The 15,384-nt window shown below is 75.3% G+C and carries 15 protein-coding genes; 13 read left to right on the top strand and 2 right to left on the bottom strand.

Annotated elements, in window-relative coordinates:
• Nucleotides 1-99 precede the first annotated feature (99 nt).
• Genes ABD345_RS22900 through ABD345_RS22890 form a run of 3 tightly spaced genes read left to right on the top strand, consistent with a single transcriptional unit; the run spans nucleotide 100 to nucleotide 3,592 of the window.
• Nucleotides 100-717, top strand: coding sequence for a TetR/AcrR family transcriptional regulator (locus tag ABD345_RS22900; protein WP_344554465.1), 618 nt, complete (start codon nucleotides 100-102; stop codon nucleotides 715-717).
• Entirely contained in the window at nucleotides 714-2,129 is a 1,416-nt protein-coding gene (locus tag ABD345_RS22895) for an MFS transporter (RefSeq protein WP_344554464.1), read from the top strand. The genes ABD345_RS22900 and ABD345_RS22895 overlap by 4 nt, the downstream gene beginning before the upstream one ends.
• The gene (locus ABD345_RS22890) at nucleotides 2,126-3,592 is read left to right on the top strand and encodes a pyridoxal phosphate-dependent decarboxylase family protein (protein ID WP_344554463.1); all 1,467 of its coding nucleotides are present in this window, start codon (nucleotides 2,126-2,128) and stop codon (nucleotides 3,590-3,592) included. Before ABD345_RS22895 ends, ABD345_RS22890 begins: the two co-directional genes overlap by 4 nt.
• A gap of 168 nt (nucleotides 3,593-3,760) precedes the next feature.
• Here ABD345_RS22890 and ABD345_RS22885 read toward each other — a convergent pair whose 3' ends face one another.
• Nucleotides 3,761-4,417: a TetR/AcrR family transcriptional regulator C-terminal domain-containing protein gene (locus ABD345_RS22885; RefSeq protein ID WP_344554462.1), complete on the bottom strand. Its 657-nt coding sequence runs from the start codon at nucleotides 4,415-4,417 to the stop codon at nucleotides 3,761-3,763.
• Between the two features lie 126 nt (nucleotides 4,418-4,543).
• Here ABD345_RS22885 and ABD345_RS22880 point away from each other — a divergent pair, with 126 nt between their 5' ends.
• The 6 genes from ABD345_RS22880 (at nucleotide 4,544) to ABD345_RS22855 (ending at nucleotide 11,065) form a co-directional block, all read left to right on the top strand.
• Nucleotides 4,544-6,088 (top strand): MFS transporter, encoded by a 1,545-nt coding sequence (locus tag ABD345_RS22880; RefSeq protein WP_344554461.1) that lies wholly within the window; start codon nucleotides 4,544-4,546, stop codon nucleotides 6,086-6,088.
• Between the two features lie 437 nt (nucleotides 6,089-6,525).
• Nucleotides 6,526-6,858 carry a WXG100 family type VII secretion target gene (locus ABD345_RS22875; protein WP_344554460.1) on the top strand — a complete coding sequence of 111 codons (333 nt, stop codon included), beginning with the start codon at nucleotides 6,526-6,528 and terminating at the stop codon, nucleotides 6,856-6,858.
• A 2-nt stretch (nucleotides 6,859-6,860) separates the two neighbouring features.
• Nucleotides 6,861-8,624, top strand: coding sequence for an alpha/beta hydrolase (locus tag ABD345_RS22870; RefSeq protein WP_344554459.1), 1,764 nt, complete (start codon nucleotides 6,861-6,863; stop codon nucleotides 8,622-8,624).
• A complete protein-coding gene (locus tag ABD345_RS22865; protein ID WP_344554458.1) occupies nucleotides 8,621-9,118 on the top strand; it encodes a hypothetical protein in 498 nt (165 codons plus the stop codon). The genes ABD345_RS22870 and ABD345_RS22865 overlap by 4 nt, the downstream gene beginning before the upstream one ends.
• A 112-nt stretch (nucleotides 9,119-9,230) precedes the next feature.
• Entirely contained in the window at nucleotides 9,231-9,818 is a 588-nt protein-coding gene (locus ABD345_RS22860; protein ID WP_344554457.1) for a hypothetical protein, read from the top strand.
• Between the two features lie 332 nt (nucleotides 9,819-10,150).
• Nucleotides 10,151-11,065, top strand: coding sequence for an ABC transporter substrate-binding protein (locus tag ABD345_RS22855; protein ID WP_344554456.1), 915 nt, complete (start codon nucleotides 10,151-10,153; stop codon nucleotides 11,063-11,065).
• Nucleotides 11,066-11,142: 77 nt separating this feature from the next.
• Here ABD345_RS22855 and ABD345_RS22850 read toward each other — a convergent pair whose 3' ends face one another.
• A complete protein-coding gene (locus tag ABD345_RS22850) occupies nucleotides 11,143-12,396 on the bottom strand; it encodes a PP2C family protein-serine/threonine phosphatase (RefSeq protein ID WP_344554455.1) in 1,254 nt (417 codons plus the stop codon).
• Between the two features lie 274 nt (nucleotides 12,397-12,670).
• On the opposite strand from ABD345_RS22850, the gene ABD345_RS22845 reads away from it, so the two are divergent.
• The 4 genes from ABD345_RS22845 to ABD345_RS22830 all read left to right on the top strand — a co-directional run bounded on the left by ABD345_RS22845 (nucleotide 12,671) and on the right by ABD345_RS22830 (nucleotide 15,335).
• Nucleotides 12,671-13,030, top strand: a complete 360-nt coding sequence (locus ABD345_RS22845; protein WP_344554454.1) for an arsenate reductase family protein — start codon at nucleotides 12,671-12,673, stop codon at nucleotides 13,028-13,030.
• Nucleotides 13,031-13,188: 158 nt separating this feature from the next.
• A complete protein-coding gene (locus ABD345_RS22840) occupies nucleotides 13,189-14,163 on the top strand; it encodes a DUF1152 domain-containing protein (protein ID WP_344554453.1) in 975 nt (324 codons plus the stop codon).
• 126 nt (nucleotides 14,164-14,289) lie between these two features.
• Nucleotides 14,290-15,036 (top strand): SDR family oxidoreductase, encoded by a 747-nt coding sequence (locus ABD345_RS22835; protein ID WP_344554452.1) that lies wholly within the window; start codon nucleotides 14,290-14,292, stop codon nucleotides 15,034-15,036.
• A gap of 74 nt (nucleotides 15,037-15,110) precedes the next feature.
• Complete coding sequence (locus ABD345_RS22830) at nucleotides 15,111-15,335, top strand: tautomerase family protein (protein WP_344554451.1); 225 nt, start codon at nucleotides 15,111-15,113, stop codon at nucleotides 15,333-15,335.
• The last annotated feature ends 49 nt before the right edge of the window (nucleotides 15,336-15,384 follow it).

The following is a 15,384-nucleotide window of genomic DNA, read 5'->3' as shown; positions in this document are numbered from 1 at the left end:
CCGGGCCGTCGCCGCCGCCGCCGCCGGGGCCGCGGATTTCATGCAGCCGTATCAATCAAACGGTTGATTGACGCAGGTGGCGCGCGTACGCTCCCCGCCATGACCGAGCCACCGCCCCCGCCCCCCGCCCCGAGCCAGGCCGATCTGAGCCGGGAGCGGATCGTCGCGGCCGCCACCGAACTGTTCGCCGAGCACGGCTACGACGGCACCACCACCCGGACCATCGCGGCCGCCGCCGGGCTGAACGTCGCCACCGTGGCGTACCACGTGGGCGGGAAGGCGGACCTGTACCGGGAGGTGATGCGGCGCGCGCACGAGGCCGAACTGGCGGCGGTGGGCGGGGCGTTGCGGGACTTCGGGGCGCGGGCGGCCGCGGACCCGGCGGGGGCGGCCGTCGCCTTCGCCGACCGGTACCTGGACTTCTGCCTGGAGCGGCCGGACGTCCCCGCGCTATGGATGCGCCGCTGGCTGGCAGACGCCGCCGAGTTCGCCGGGCTGGAGGAGGAGTACACCCGGCCGCTGCTGGAGTCGGTGCGCGACGCGCTGGCCGCCGCACTGCCCGAAGTGCCGCCGGAGCGGGCCGAGTTGGCGGTGTGGACGGTGCTGTGGACGGTACACGGCTTCTGCCGGTCGATGATCCGCGGCCAGGTGCCGCGGTTCCGGGAGCACCTGCACGGCCTGGTGCTGCGCGAACTGGGCCTCGGGGGCGAGCGGTGAGCGGCGGCGGCATAGGCGGCGGCACCGACGGCATAGGCGGCACCGGCAGCACGGACGGTACGGGCGGCATAGGCCGGCGGCAGCTCGCCGGGTACGCGCTCGGCTCGGTCGGGACGGGCATCCACTCGACCGTCCCCGGCCTGCTGCTGCTGTACTTCATGACCGACGCGCTGGGCGTGCCCGCCGGGGTCGCGGGCCTGGTCGTGGCGCTGCCCAAGGCGTGGGACGCGCTGTTCAACCCGACCGTGGGCGCCGCCAGCGACCGGGAGGCGCTGCGCACCGGCCGCCGCACCCGGATCCTGCTGGCCGGGGCGCTGGCCCTGCCGGTGGCCTTCGCCGCGATGTTCCTCTCCCCGCTGACCGGCTCCGGCGCGGCCGCCTGGGTCGCGGTCACCTTCGTGCTGGCCTCCAGCGCCTTCGCGCTGTTCCAGGTCCCGTACGTGGCGCTGCCCGCCGAGATGTCGGACCGGCCCGGGGAGCGCACCCGGATCATGGTGTGGCGGATCGTCTGCCTGACCGTCGGCATCCTGGTCGCGGGCGGGCTGGCCCCGGCCGTGGTGTCGCTGGCCGGGGACGGGCGGCGCGGGTACGCGGTGATGGGCGCCGTGGTCGCCGTCCTGCTGCTGGCGACGCTGCTGGTGCCCGCGCTGGGCTCGCGCCGGGTGCCCGCCCGGCCCGGCCCGGAGCCGCTCGGGCTGCGGGCGGCGCTGCGCACCGCGCGCGGCAACCGGGCGTTCTTCGCGCTGCTGGGCGCGTTCGTGCTGCAGGCCGCCGCGGTGGCGATCATGCTGGCGGCCGCCCCGTACACCGCCACCTACTGGCTGGGCGGCTACGGCCTGACCTCGGTGCTGTTCGTCTGCCTGGTGGCGCCGAGCGCCGTCGCCGTCCCGCTGTGGGGCCGGGCCGCCGCCCGGTGGGGGCGGCTGCGCTGCCTGGGCGCGGCGACCGTGCTGTTCGTGCTGGCCTCGGCCGCGCTGTGGCCCGCCGCCGGGACGGGGGCGGCGCGGGTCACCGCCACGCTGGTGCTGTGCGCGCTGCTGGGCGTGGCGTACGCGGCGCTGCAGGTGTTGCCGCTGTCGCTGCTGCCGGACACCGTGCACGCGGACGCGGCCCGCACCGGGCGGCTGCAGTCCGGGGCGTTCACCGGGCTGTGGACGGCGGGCGAGACCGCCGGACTGGCCGCCGGGCCCGGGCTGTTCTCGCTGGCGCTGGCCGCCGCCGGGTTCGCCTCCTCCACCACCGACCACCCCGTCGCGCAGACCGCCACCGCCCGGGCGGGCGTCCTGCTCGGATTCAGCCTCGTCCCGGCCCTGCTGATGCTGGCCTCGCTGCCCGCGCTGCGCGCGTACGGGCGCCGCCGGGCCGCCACCCCCGCCGTTGTCGTCGACTCACCCGCTGGAGAAATCTCATGACGGACCGCCAGACCGGTCTCCCGGACGCCGGCCGCCCCGCCGAGGACCTGCTCGCCGAACTGCGCGCCCTCACCGCCGCCGACCTGCCCACCCGCGGCGGGCGCACCACCGCCTACACCTACGACGCCGGGCGGCCCGAGGTGCGGGCCGCCGCCGAGGGCGCCTACCTGGCCATGCTGGAGGTCAACGGCCTCGACCCGACGGCCTTCCCGAGCATCGTCGCGCTGGAGCGCCAGGTGGTCGGCGCGGTCGCCGCCCGGCTCGGCGGGGACGAGCGCACCCCCGGCATCTTCACCAGCGGCGGCACCGAGTCGATCCTGCTCGCGGTGAAGGCGGCCCGGGACGCCCGGCCCGAGGTCGCCGAGCCCGAGATCGTGGTGCCCGCGACGGCGCACGCCGCGTTCTTCAAGGCCGGGACGTACCTGAAGGTCAAGGTCGTCGCGGTGCCGGTCGACCCGGAGACCTTCCGGGCCGTCCCGGCGGCGATGGCCGCGGCCTGCACCGAGCGGACCGTCCTGGTGGTCGCCTCCGCGCCCTCGTACGCGCACGGCGTGGTCGACCCGGTCGCGGCGATCGCCGCGGCCGCCGCCGAGCGCGGCCTGCCCTGCCACGTGGACGCCTGCGTGGGCGGCTGGCTGCTGCCCTGGCTCGCCGAGGCCGGGGCCGAGGTCCCGCCGTTCGACCTGTCGGTGCCCGGCGTCACCTCGCTCTCCTGCGACCTGCACAAGTTCGGGTACGCGCCCAAGGGGGCGTCCGTGCTGCTCTTCCGCGACCAGCCGATGCGGCTCGCCGCGTACTTCGCCTGCGCCCAGTGGCCCGGCTACCCGGTGGTCAACTCCACCGTCCAGAGCAGCAAGGGCGCCGGCCCGCTGGCCGGCGCCTGGGCCACCCTGCAGGCCCTCGGGGCCGACGGCTACCGGGAGTTGGGGCGCGCGGCGCTCGACGCCACCCGGCGGCTGGTCGCGGGCGTCGGGGCCGTCGACGGCCTGCGGGTGCTCGGCACGCCGGACGCGACGCTGGTCGCCATCGGCACCGAGGGCGACGACCCCGTCGACCTGTGGGAGCTCGCCGACGAGTCCCGCGCCCGCGGCTTCTTCCTCCAGCCCCAGCTGAGCGTCGACGGCCTGCCCGCCAGCCTGCACGTCACGCTCACCGGCGTCAGCGGGCACGGCGTGGACGCGCTGCTCGACGCCCTGCGCGAGAGCGTCGCCGCGGTCCGCGCCCGCGGGCCGGTCGCCCCGCCCACCGAGATCCTCGCCCTGCTCGACGGGCTCGACTTCACCACCCTGGACGACGCGACCTTCGCCGCCCTCCTGCCCGCCACCGGCCTCGACCTCTCCCCCGAGGCCGCCACCCGGATGGCCGGCGTCAACCGCCTCCTGAACGCCCTCCCCCCGCACCTGCGCGACCAGTTGGCGACGCGGTTCCTGTCGGCGCTGTACTCCCCCTACCTGGGGAAGTAGGGAATCTTCAGGGGCCCGGGGAACGGCGGGGCCGTGCTGCTGACGGCCGGAGCCCATCGGCGTGTCCGTGCTGCTGCGTGTCGTGAACAGAACCGGAAGCCGATGCGCGCTCCGGCAGTGCACCGTCAGCAGACTGGGCCTCGCCGTTCCCCGAGCCCCTGTCGGGGCTCAGAGCAGGGCCGCGAGGCCGTCCGCGATGCGCTGGAGGCCGAATTCGAAGCGGGTGTCCATGTCGGGGTCGGTGAGGTGCTCGGCGAGGGCGACCAGGTTGGGGTGGGTCTCGGCGGGGAGGGCGCGGAAGGTCTCGCCGGCGGCGCGGGAGACCTGGCCGCGGCTCGCGCCGGCCGCTTCGGCGGCGGAGAGCGGGGACTGCTCCTGCAGGACGAAGCCCTGGACGTAGGCGGAGAGCAGGTAGGAGGCCATCGCGGCGTCGGCGTCGGCGAAGCCGGCTCCGCGCAGGCGGTCGAGTTGGTCCTCCAGGACGGCGAGGACGCGGGGGCCGGTGGTGAGGCGTCCGGCGACGACCTTGGCGGCGTCGCGCTTGGCGAGCAGCAGGGCGCGGTAGCGGCGCCCGTACTCCAGGTACTGCTCGCGCCAGTCGCCGGTGCGGAGCGGGATCTCGGCGTCGGCGATGATCGCGTCGCCGAGCAGGTCGAGGAGTTCCTCCTTGTTGCGGACGTGCCAGTAGAGCGAGGGGGCCTGCACGCCGACCTCGGTGGCGACCTTGCGCATGGAGAGCCCGGCGAGTCCTTCGCGTTCGAGGACGGCCAGGGCGGCGGCGGCGATGTGCTCGCGGGTGAGGGTGCGCGAGGGGGGCTGGGCCACGGGTGCTCCTCGGGGCGGCGGACGCGGTTTCGCGCTTGCAATCTAACACCGTTAGGGCGATGCTGGGTGCGCAATCGCGCCCCCTAACACCGTTAGGGGGCTGCTCGGCACGCCCGGAGGGAAGCAATGGACGGCACCAGGAGCGCCCGGTACAAGTGGCAGGCGCTCGCCACGCTCTGCGTCACGATGTTCATGGCGATGCTGGACAACGTCATCGTCAACATCGCCCTCCCCCGGATCGGCCGGGACCTGGACGCGGGCATCAGCGGCCTGCAGTGGGTCGCCGAGGGCTACAGCCTGCTGTACGCGGCGCTGCTGCTGACCGGCGGCACGCTCGGCGACCGGTACGGCCGCACCCGGGTGTACCGGATCGGGCTGGCGCTGTTCACCCTGGGCTCGGCCGCGGCCGCGCTGGCCGGCGGGACGGGGGCGCTGGTCGCGGCCCGGATGCTGCAGGGGGTGGGCGCGGCGCTGCTGACGCCGGGCAGCCTGGCGATCCTCCGGCACGTGTTCACGGACGAGAAGGAGCGGGCCCGGGCGATCGGCCTGTGGTCGGGCGTCTCGGCGCTGGGCCTGTCGGTGGGGCCGGTGCTCGGCGGCCCGATGGTGGACGCGTTCGGCTGGGCCAGCGTGTTCTGGATCAACGTCCCGATCGGGGTGCTCGCCCTGGTGCTGACCTACCGCGTCCTGCCGGTGGTCGCGCCGCGCGAGCGGCGGGTGGACCTGCCGGGCCTGCTGCTGTCCGCGGGCGGCCTGGGCGCGCTGGTGTACGGGCTGGTCGAGGGCCCGGGCCGGGGCTGGACGGACCCCCGGGTGCTGGCCTGCGGGGCGGTCGCGGCCGTCCTGCTGGCGCTCTTCGCGCTGGTCGAACTGCGGGTCGCGGAACCGATGCTGGAGCTGCGGATGTTCGGCGACCGGGTGCTCGCGGGGGCGATGCTGAGCGGGCTGATGGTGAGCTTCGGCATGTTCGGCGCGCTGTTCTTCCTGCCGCTGATGCTGCAGGGCGTGATGCACTGGGCGCCGACCGACGCCGGGTACGCGGGGCTGCCGATGAGCGGCGTGATCGTCCTCGCGGCCCCGCTGTCTGGCCGGCTGACCGGCCGGCACGGCCCGCGCACGCCGCTGGTGCTGGGCATCGCACTGTGCGCGGCGGGCCTCGGCGGACTGTCGCTGTACTCGGGGCAGGCGCACTACTGGTCGTACGCGTGGACGCTGGTGCTGCTCGGCTTCGGCATGGGCCTGACCTTCACCCCGGTGTCGATCGCGGTGCTGCACCGGGTCGCCCCGGAGCGCACCGGGACGGCCTCCGCCACCATCAACACGCTGCGCGAACTCGGCGGCGTCCTGGGCATCGCGGTCCTCGGCGCCGTACTGACCGGACGGCTGACGAGCGCACTGGCCGACTCCCTGCACCGGCAGGGCCTGCCGGCCGACGGCGTGCCGCACGCGGTCTCCGCCCTCACCGGCCACGCCGCCCCGGCCGCCGCCCCCGCCCCGGCGCCCGTCCTGGCCGCCGTCGACACCGCGTTCGTCGACGCCCTGCACCTCGCCCTGCGCTGCGGCTCCGCGACCCTCGCCACCACCGCCGTCCTGGTCGCCCTGCTCCTTCGGCCCACCCCCACGGCCGCACCCGCCCGACCCACCACCCCGGAACCGGCCGCGGCCCTCTGACTACCCGTCGGAGCGAGGGGCCCGGGGAACGGCTCGGTCTGTGCTGCGCAGTGGCCCCGTCAGGGGCTCGGGGAACGGCGAGTCGATGCTGCTGGTGGCCGGAGCCCATCGGAGTGTCCGTGCTGCTGCGTGTAGTGAGCAGAACCCGAAGCCGATGCACGCAACGGCAGTGCACCGTCAGCAGCCCGGGCCTCGCCGTTCCCCGAGCCCCTGAATGCGCACGCCGCCGAGCCCCCGGCAGGGACTCTCGCCGGATCGGGTGACGCGAGCGCGTCCGGCCCGGGTTCGCCCGTTCCGGTGGCGGAACGGCGGGGGACGGGCGGGCGAAGGGTGGGCGGCGGGAGTGCCGATGTGGTGAACCGGAGCGGGCGCGGGCTGCGCATTCGCTAGCATGGCCCGCTCAAGTGGTCGGACCGACACCGGTGTTGGGGGATGGCGTGCTGAGCGTGGGGCCGGACGGCGGCGGTGGCGGTGGCGGCGGGTTCCGGGTGGAGCCGGACGAGCTGGACGGGGCGGCGCAGACCGCGGGCAGCGTCGCCGAGCAGGTGCCGGGCGGGACTTCGCGGGTGCTGGGCGCCTCCGACGAGGCCGAGGCCGGGCTGCGCGGCTGGAGCACCGGCGGCGAACTGGACGCCTGCACCGACCAGTGGAAGCGGCTGCTGGACGAGCTCTCCGCCGAGATGGACCGGCAGGGCGACAACCTGCGGCGCACCGCGGCGAACTACCGGCGCGCCGAGCAGGACGCGGCCGCCGGGCTGACGGGGCGGTGAGCGTGGACGTCCCCACCCTCCGCGACGCGGACCCGGACCGGCTGTTCACCGCCGCCGACGCGTACGCCTCGCTGGCCGCCGAGTTCTCCGGCCACGCGGACACCTGGCGCGGCGGCGTCGACGGCCGGGTGAGCGCCTCCGGCTGGACCGGCACCGCGGCCGACGGGGCCCGGCAGTCGCTGGCCCGGACCACCGGCAAGCTCACCGCCGCCCACCTGGAACTGGCCCGGATCGCCCCCGTGCTGCGGGAGGGCGCCGAGGCGTTCCTGCTGGCCCGCTCCAAGCTGCGGGCCGCGCTCGCCGACGCCGCCGCGCACGGCTTCACGGTGGCCGACGACGGCGGGGTCTCCTGGCCGCCGCCCACCGCCGCCGAACGCCACGACCCCGACGCGCCGGACCGCTCCCGGCAGGGCACCGAACTGCGCGACCGGATCGCCGACGCCCTCACCGAGGCCGCGCACGCCGACCAGGTCACCGCGCGGCGCCTGCGCCAGTACACCGAGGACGCCCGCACCGGCGCCGGGCTGGACCCGGCCACCGCCGCGATGCGGCTGAACAGCGCCGTGCTCGGCGCGGTCGTCCCGTTCGGCGGCCCCGAGGACCTGGTGCACGCCGGGATGCCCGGCCAGGACGCCCCGCCCACCGAGGTGAACGCCTGGTGGAAGGCGCTCCCGCCGGAGGAGCAGCAGCGCCTGCTCCGGGCGTACCCCGCCGAGCTCGGCAACCGCGACGGCATCCCGACGCCCGCCCGCGACCAGGCCAACCGGATCAACCTGGACCGGATGGTCGCCGACCTCTCCTCCCGCCAGGACCTCTCCGAGTGGGACGCGAAGAAGCTGGAGGGCTTCCGGGCGATCCAGGGCCGGCTGCGCGAGGAGCAGGGCAAGCAGCCCCCGGTCTACCTGATGGTGATCGGCGACCAGGGCCAGGGCCGGGCCGCCCTCTCGTACGGCAACCCGGACACCGCCGACGACGTGGTGGCGTACGTGCCCGGGCTGAACACCGAGGTCAAGAACATGGGCGGCGGCGACGCCAACCGGGCCCGCGACCTGTGGCAGACCGCGCACGACCTCGACCCGAGCCGCTCCACCGCCTCGATCGCCTGGCTGGGCTACGACACCCCGCAGGTCAAGGGCATCGGCTCCGACATGTTCGCGGTGGCCGACGACGAGCGCGCCAAGCAGGGCGGCGAGGCGTACCAGGGCTTCCTGCAGGGCCTGCGCGCCTCGCACGAGGGCGAGCCCGCGCACCTGACCGCGCTCGGGCACTCGTACGGCTCGTTCACCGTCGGCCAGGCCGCGCAGCGCCCCGGCGGCATCCCCGCGGACGACATCGTCCTGGTCGGCTCCCCCGGCACCGGCGCGCAGCGGGCTTCGCAGCTGGGCGTCGGCGCGGACCACGTGTGGGTCGGCGCGGCCGAGCACGACCCGGTCTCGCACCTGCCCAGTCACGACGAGGCCAAGGGCATCGGCATCGGCGCGGGCATCGGCGGGCTGCTGGCCGGGCCGCTGGGGGCGGCGGCCGGCGGGTTCATCGGCGACAAGATCGCCGGGCACGACGACCCGCACGAGCTGTGGTTCGGCCAGGACCCGGCCAGCAGCGGGTTCGGGGCGCACCGCTTCGACGTCGCGGACGGGCCGCTGGGCTTCGACTCGCACTCCGACTACTGGAACCAGGGCGACGGCCGGGACGGGCACTCGCTGCGCAACATGGGCTTGATCGTCTCCGGCCACGGCGACCGGGTGTCCGGACAGGAGTACCGATGAACGACGACCTGGCGCCCGAGCTGCTGGCGGCCCGGTCCGCGGTGGACGAACTGCTGGACTCCGCCCCCGCCGCGCTCACCCCCGCCGTGCACTGGGCGGACGGCCCCTACGTCGCGGTCGCGCACGAGCACGCCTTCACCCGGGAGCCGGACGGCACCGCGCACCTGGAGAAGCGGCGCTACCTGCTGACCCGGGTGGCCGAACGCCGCTACCCCGAGCTGCTCGCCCAGCTCGGGCGGGCCTGGCGGGAGCGCGGCTGGACGGTGGAGGGCGAGGACGACCCGGTGCTCCCCGTGCTGCGGGCCAAGTCCCCGCTGGGGACGGCCGAGTTCCGGATCGGCTTCGCGGGCAACGGGACGCTGCTGGCCCGGGTGGACGGGCTGGCCGCCCCCGGCGTCTCGTACCCGTTCGGCGGCGCCAGCACGGTGCCGATCGGCCCGGACGGGTCGATGGACACCATGCCCAGGCGGCAGGACCCGTTCTGGTCGGTCTAGGGTCGGTCGGAGAACGTTCCGGAGACGGAACGCGGCAGGCCGTTCCACGAACGGGACGGAAGAGCCGCTCCGGGAACGGAACAGGTCAGGCGGGGAGGGGAGAGGGAGTCGGATGAGGCTGCGGATAGCGGGCGCCGTCGCGGGGCTGGTGCTGGTGCTGGTGCTGGGCGCGGCGGGCTGCGGCTCGTCCGGGGGCGGGGACGGCGACGCCCGGAGCGGCCGCCGGCTGGTCGCGCTGGACACCGCCCGGAGCCGGCTGCAGGAACTGGTGGACGGCACCACGGGGGCGCTCACCCCCGCCGTCCGGTACGCCGACGACGCGTTCCGGTCCGTCCCGCACGAGAATGCCGCCCGCGACGCCGACGGCACCGCGCAGCTGACCCTGCGCCGCTACGTGCTCACCAAGGTGGCCGACGCCAACCGGCCCCGGCTGCTGGAGCAGGTCCGGGCGTACTGGCGGGGCCTCGGCTACACCCTGCACGACACCGACGCCCCCGACCTGGCCTCCGCCTCCGCCCCCGACGGCACCGGGGTGAGCGTCAGCGTCGGCGTCCCCGGCAACGTCACGGTGGTCGCCGACGCCTGGGTGAAGGACCCGGGCAGCAGCGCCCCGTTCGGCCCCGCCCCCAGCCCGCTGCCGACCGCCCCGGACGGCGGGCCGGACACCATGCCGACCTTCGAGGACCCCGCCTGGTCCTGATCCCGCCGCACCCACCCCCTGCGGCGCACCCGCACACCCGGCGTGACCTGGCAATTCGCCTTCAGCGCAGGGGACATAACGCGCCGTCAGGACAGAACGGGGCCGATCCGGGCTGATCGGACGTCAAGGCGATTCTGACGGACGGTAGTTGGCGGGTGGCATTGGGGTGTCGTGACCATGCTGGCTATAGTCGGAACGATCTAGCCGGAACGGCGGCCGGCCGAGGGGTCTTCCTCGGTATCGCCATGCCGCGTTCCGCCGTCATGCCGCCGTGCCGTCCGTCGTCCCTGGGCTTGTCGCGTTCCGCGTCGACCACGGGGAGATGACGGGCCATGGTTCAGTTGACCGGGCGGGGGCGCACCGCGCTCGCCGCCGTCGTAGGCGGGGCGCTCCTGGTGAGCGGGTGCGGCATCGTCGGGACCGGGAACGCCCCGGACCGGCAGGTGGACCTGCACTCGATGCTGCCGGAACGGGTGCGCAAGGCGGGGGTGCTGACGGTCGGCGCCTCGTTCACGGCCGCGCCGGTGGTGTACCGCAACGACCGCAACGAGCCGGACGGGCTCGACCCGCACCTGGCGGAGAAACTGGGCGCGCTGCTGGGCGTCAGACTGGAGTTCCAGGACGTCGGGCAGTTCGCGAACGTGCTGCCGGGCCTGCTGGACCGGAAGTACGACATCGCGATGTCCGGGATCACCGACACCCGGGAGCGCGAGCAGGGGCTCGACAAGAGCGGTCTGCAGGCCAACCCGGGCGTGGACTTCGTCGACTACTTCATGGCGGGCATCGGCATCGCCGTCGACAAGGGCAACCCGAAGGGCGTCACCGACGTCGAGAAGCTGTGCGGGCACACCGTCACGGTCAAGAAGGGCACCACCCACGACGACCTGGTGACCCTGCAGAAGGGGTCCTGCGACCGCGAGGGGCACCCGCTGACGATCATGGAGACCGACAGCGACACCGCCGCCATCGAGAACCTCAAGGGCCAGGCGGACGCGTTCGTCACCGACTACCCGAAGGCCGTCTACGCCGCGCAGACGGTCGGCAACGGCTCCCTCTTCGACATCGGCGGCCCGCAGTTGCAGCCCCGGCCGTTCGGCATCGCGCTGCGCAAGGAGGACCAGCAGCTGCGCGACGCGCTGATGCGGGCGATGAACCGGCTGATCACCAACGGCACCTACGACCAGGTGCTGAGCGACCACCAGTTGACGGTCGGCGCGATCCAGAACTCGGTCACCAACGGCGCGTAGGGCGCCCGGAGCGCCGCGGGCCCGTGCGGGGGCCCGCCGGGCGGGGCGGCGGCCCCGGGAAGGCCGGGCGGCGCGCCTCAGGCGGTACTGAAGGCCAGCACCGCCACGTCGTCGGTCAGCGCGCCGGCGTGGCGGCGGACGTCGTGGTCGAGGAACGCGACGACCGCGTCCGGGCCGGTGGCGGGCAGCGTGCCGAGGCGGGCCGCGAGCGGGTAGAACGCGCCGGTGCGGTCGCGGACCTCGGTGAGGCCGTCGGTGTGCAGCAGCAGGGTGCGGCCGGGCGGCAGCGGGACGGTGGCGGGCGGTTCGGCGGGGCCGGCCGCCAGGTGGCCCAGGCCCAGCGGGAGGTCCTCGGGGCAGGTCACGGTGCCGACGCTGCCGGGGGCGAGCAGCAGCGGGGCCAGGTGGCCCCGGTTGACCAGGTCGATCCGGTCCTCGCCGGGGCGGTGCTGGAGCAGCACGGCGGTGACGAAGAGTTCGCGGTCGCCGTCCTGCTCGGCGGTGCGGCGGACGTGCCGGTCGAGCTTGTCGGCGAGTTCGCCGAGTCCGGCGGTCTCGTGGGCGGCGACCCGGAACGCGCCGATCACGTCGGCGACGGTGCGCACGGCGTCCAGCCCCTTGCCGCGGACGTCGCCGAGCAGGATCCGGGTGCCGTACTCCGTCTCGCACACCTCGTACAGGTCGCCGCCGATGCCGACGTCCGCCTCCGCGGGGTGGTAGAGCCCGGCGGTGCGCAGGCCCCCGGCGCGGGCGGGGACGGGGCGCAGCACGGTGTGCTGGAGGGTGTCGGCGACGGTCCGCATCCGGACCAGGTCGCGGGCCTGGCGGCGGCGCTGCGCGGCGAGCCCGGCGCCCATCGCGCCGGCCAGCACGGTGGCCAGGTACGTCCACATGTGGTGCTGCTCGGTCAGGTGGCCGGCCCGCAGCGCGAGCAGCGCCTGCAGGGCGACGGTGACGGCGGTGGAGCCGACGACCAGGGCGGGTCCGCTGCTGAACGCGACCACCACCGGGATCACGGTGAGCAGGAAGCCCGCCGCGATCGAGCTGGGGATGGACCGCTCCATGACCAGGTCGGCGACCAGCAGCAGGACGGGCAGCAGCCGCACCCAGGTCGGGGTGCGCAGCGCCGCCGCCATCGCGGCCTCCCAGCGGGCCCCGGCCTCCCGGGCCGTCCCGGGCACGGGTTCGCCCCGGCGCCCGGGCTGCCCCCGGCGCTCGGGCTCGTTCCGGTGCTCGGGCCCGTTGCGGTGCCCGGGCTCACTCCGACGGTCGGACTCGCTCCGGTGCCGGGCGTTCCGGTGCCGGGCGGCGGGGACGGGCGGCGCGGTCATGCTGGCCTCCTCGACGGCCGGTGCGGATGCGGCTCTCCCTCCATGGTCGCGTGCGGCCCGGGCCGGTCACCGCTCGCGAAGGTCCCGACGGCTCGGGACCTTCGGCCCGTTCCGGCCGGACGGGGGGACGTGCCGTGAGCCGCGTCACCGCCCGGACCGGCCGGGGAGCACCGGGGGGTGCGGTAGCCGCGCGGGACCGGCCGGTCGCGGCGGACCCGCCGGGTTCCCGCGTCGCGGCCGGGGCGGCGGCGGGCACTGGGTACGCTGGGCGGCCATGGAGATCTGGATCAACCCCCGGTGCGGCAAGTGCCGCACCGCCCTGGGCGCGCTCGACGGGGCCGGCGTGCAGTACACCGTCCGCCGCTACCTGGAGGACCCGCCCAGCGCCGCCGAGCTCACGGCGGTCCTGGAGCGACTGGGCCTCGAACCGTGGGACGTGGCCCGGCTGGACGAGGACGCGGCCAAGGAGCTGGACCTGCGCTCCTGGGGCCGCGACGAGGCCGACCGGGCCCGCTGGGTGGAGGCGATGTCCGCGCACCCGAAGCTGATCCAGCGCCCGATCATCACCGCGGACGACGGCTACACCGTCATCGGCCGCACCCCGGACGCGCTGGACGACGTCCTCTCGCACTGACCCGCCGCCCCGGACCCCGCCCCGCCCCCGCCCGCCCGCCCGCTCCGGCCTACCGGGGCGGCCGGGCGATCGCGTCGAGTCCCTCGAACCTGCCGGGCACTCCGCCCACCGCCACCGACAGCCGCGGGGCCGGGCCGACCGCCTGGTACCTTCCGCTGGTGACGAGTCTGCTGCAACCCCCGCTGCTCACCCGGCTGCTGGCCGCGGAGCGGATCCTGATCGCCGGCGCGGGTGGCGGGTTCGACGTGTACGCGGGGCTGCCGATCGGGCTCGCGCTGCGGGCGGCCGGGCGCGAAGTGCACTTCGCGAACTCCTCGTTCAGCAGTCTGCACGGCCTCGGGCTGGACGTCTGGGCGGCGCCCGAGCTGGCCCGGATCACCCCGGACGTGCGGTCCGCCGACCGGTACTTCCCCGAACGGTCGCTGGCCCGCTGGCTGCGGGCGCACCGGGACGAGGCCCGGCTGCCGGACACCGTCTGGGCGTTCCCGCCGACCGGGGTGCAGCCGCTGCGGGCCGCCTACCGGGCGCTGGTCGACCTGCTGGACATCGACGCGATCCTGCTGGTCGACGGCGGCACCGACATCCTGCTGCGCGGCGACGAGGCCGGACTCGGCACCCCCGAGGAGGACATGGCCTCGCTCGCCGCCGTCGCCGGGATGCCGGAGGTGCCGCACCGGCTGGTCGCCGCGCTCGGCTTCGGCATCGACGCCTACCACGGCGTCAACCACAGCCTGGTGCTGGAGAACCTGGCCGCGCTGCAGCGCGACGGCGGCTACCTCGGCGCCTTCTCGATCCCCGCCGACTCCCCCGAGGCCGCGCACTACCTGGACGCCGTCACGCACGCCCGGGACGAGTGCCCCGAACACCCCAGCATCGTGCACGGCTCGATCGCCGCCGCGCTGCGCGGCGAGTTCGGCGACGTCCGCTTCACCGAACGCACCGGCGACAGCACCCTGTTCGTCAACCCGCTGATGACGCTGTACTTCGGCGCCACGGTCGAGGCGCTGGCCGCCCGGAACCTCTACCTGGACCGACTGGAGCACACCGTGCTGATCGGGCAGATCGCCTCCGCCATCGGACGCTTCCAGGACTCCCTCCCCCACCAGCGCCCGCCCCGGGCCTTCCCGCACTGACCGGCGTCCACCGCGTTTCATTGATAACAGAAACTCCGTAGCGTCGAAACGATTTGGTGTTATCGTTGACAACAGCAGAGCGAGATCAACGATAAGCGGCTTCGCCGAGACGAAAGAGGTTCCGCCATGTCCAGCACCGAAGCAGCACCCCGGGTCGCCCTGGTCACCGGCGGCTCCGGCGGCATCGGCCGGGCCGTGGTCCGGCAGCTCGCCCGCGCCGGGCACCCCGTCGCCGTCCACTACTCCGGCAACCGGGCCAAGGCCGAAGCCCTGGTCGCGGAGGTCACCGAGGCCGGCGGCCGGGCCCTGGCGGTCGGCGGCGACGTCGCGGACGAGCAGGAGATGGCCGCCGCGTTCGACCTGGTCGAGGCCGAGTTCGGCGGGCTGGACGTGGTCGTCCACACCGCGGGCGTGATGCGGCTGGCCCCGGTCGCCGAACTCGACCTGGCCGACTTCGACGAGGTGCAGCGGGTCAACGTCCGCGGCACCTTCGTGGTCGCCCAGCAAGCCGCCCGCCGACTGCGCCGGGGCGGGGCGCTGATCAACTTCTCCACCTCGGTGGTCGGGCTGCAGTTCCCGAGCTACGGGGCGTACGCGGCCAGCAAGGGCGCCGTCGAGGCCCTGACCCTGGTGCTGGCCCGCGAGCTGCGCGGCCGGGACGTCACGGTCAACACGATCGCCCCCGGCCCCACCGCCACCCCGCTGTTCCTGGACGGCAAGGACCAGGAGACCGTCGACCGGCTGGCCGCCCAGTCCCCGCTGGAGCGCCTGGGCGTCCCCGAGGACATCGCCGAACTGGCCGCCTTCCTGGCCGGCCCGGCCGGCCGCTGGGTCAACGGCCAGAACATCCGCAGCAACGGCGGCATCGTCTGACCCGGCCCCACCCCGTCCCGCTCCACCCCGTCCCGTTCCACCCCGTCCCACCCCGTCCGCACGAGGAGAACTCCATGCCTTTCGCCAACTTCAAGGTTCCCGCCGGCACCCTGGCCCCGGCGCAGAAGCAGTTGATCGTCGACCGCGTCACCGACCTGTACGCCGAGGTCTACGGCGAACGCGCCCGGCAGAACACCATGGTCCTGGTCGAGGAGGTCGCCGACGGCGGCTGGGGCATCGGCGGCCACGTCCTGACCGCCGACATGATCAACGGAGTCGACACCGCCCCGACCGCGTAGCGGCGTCGCCCCGGGCCCGGCCGAGGCGGCAACGGCGCCGGGCCGGGGC

Origin of the sequence: Kitasatospora saccharophila (assembly GCF_039529925.1) — a bacterium.
Taxonomy (GTDB): Bacteria; Actinomycetota; Actinomycetes; order Streptomycetales; family Streptomycetaceae; genus Kitasatospora; species Kitasatospora saccharophila.
The sequence above is the reverse complement of the archived record's forward strand: the minus strand, read 5'-3'. Positions and strand labels throughout refer to the sequence as shown.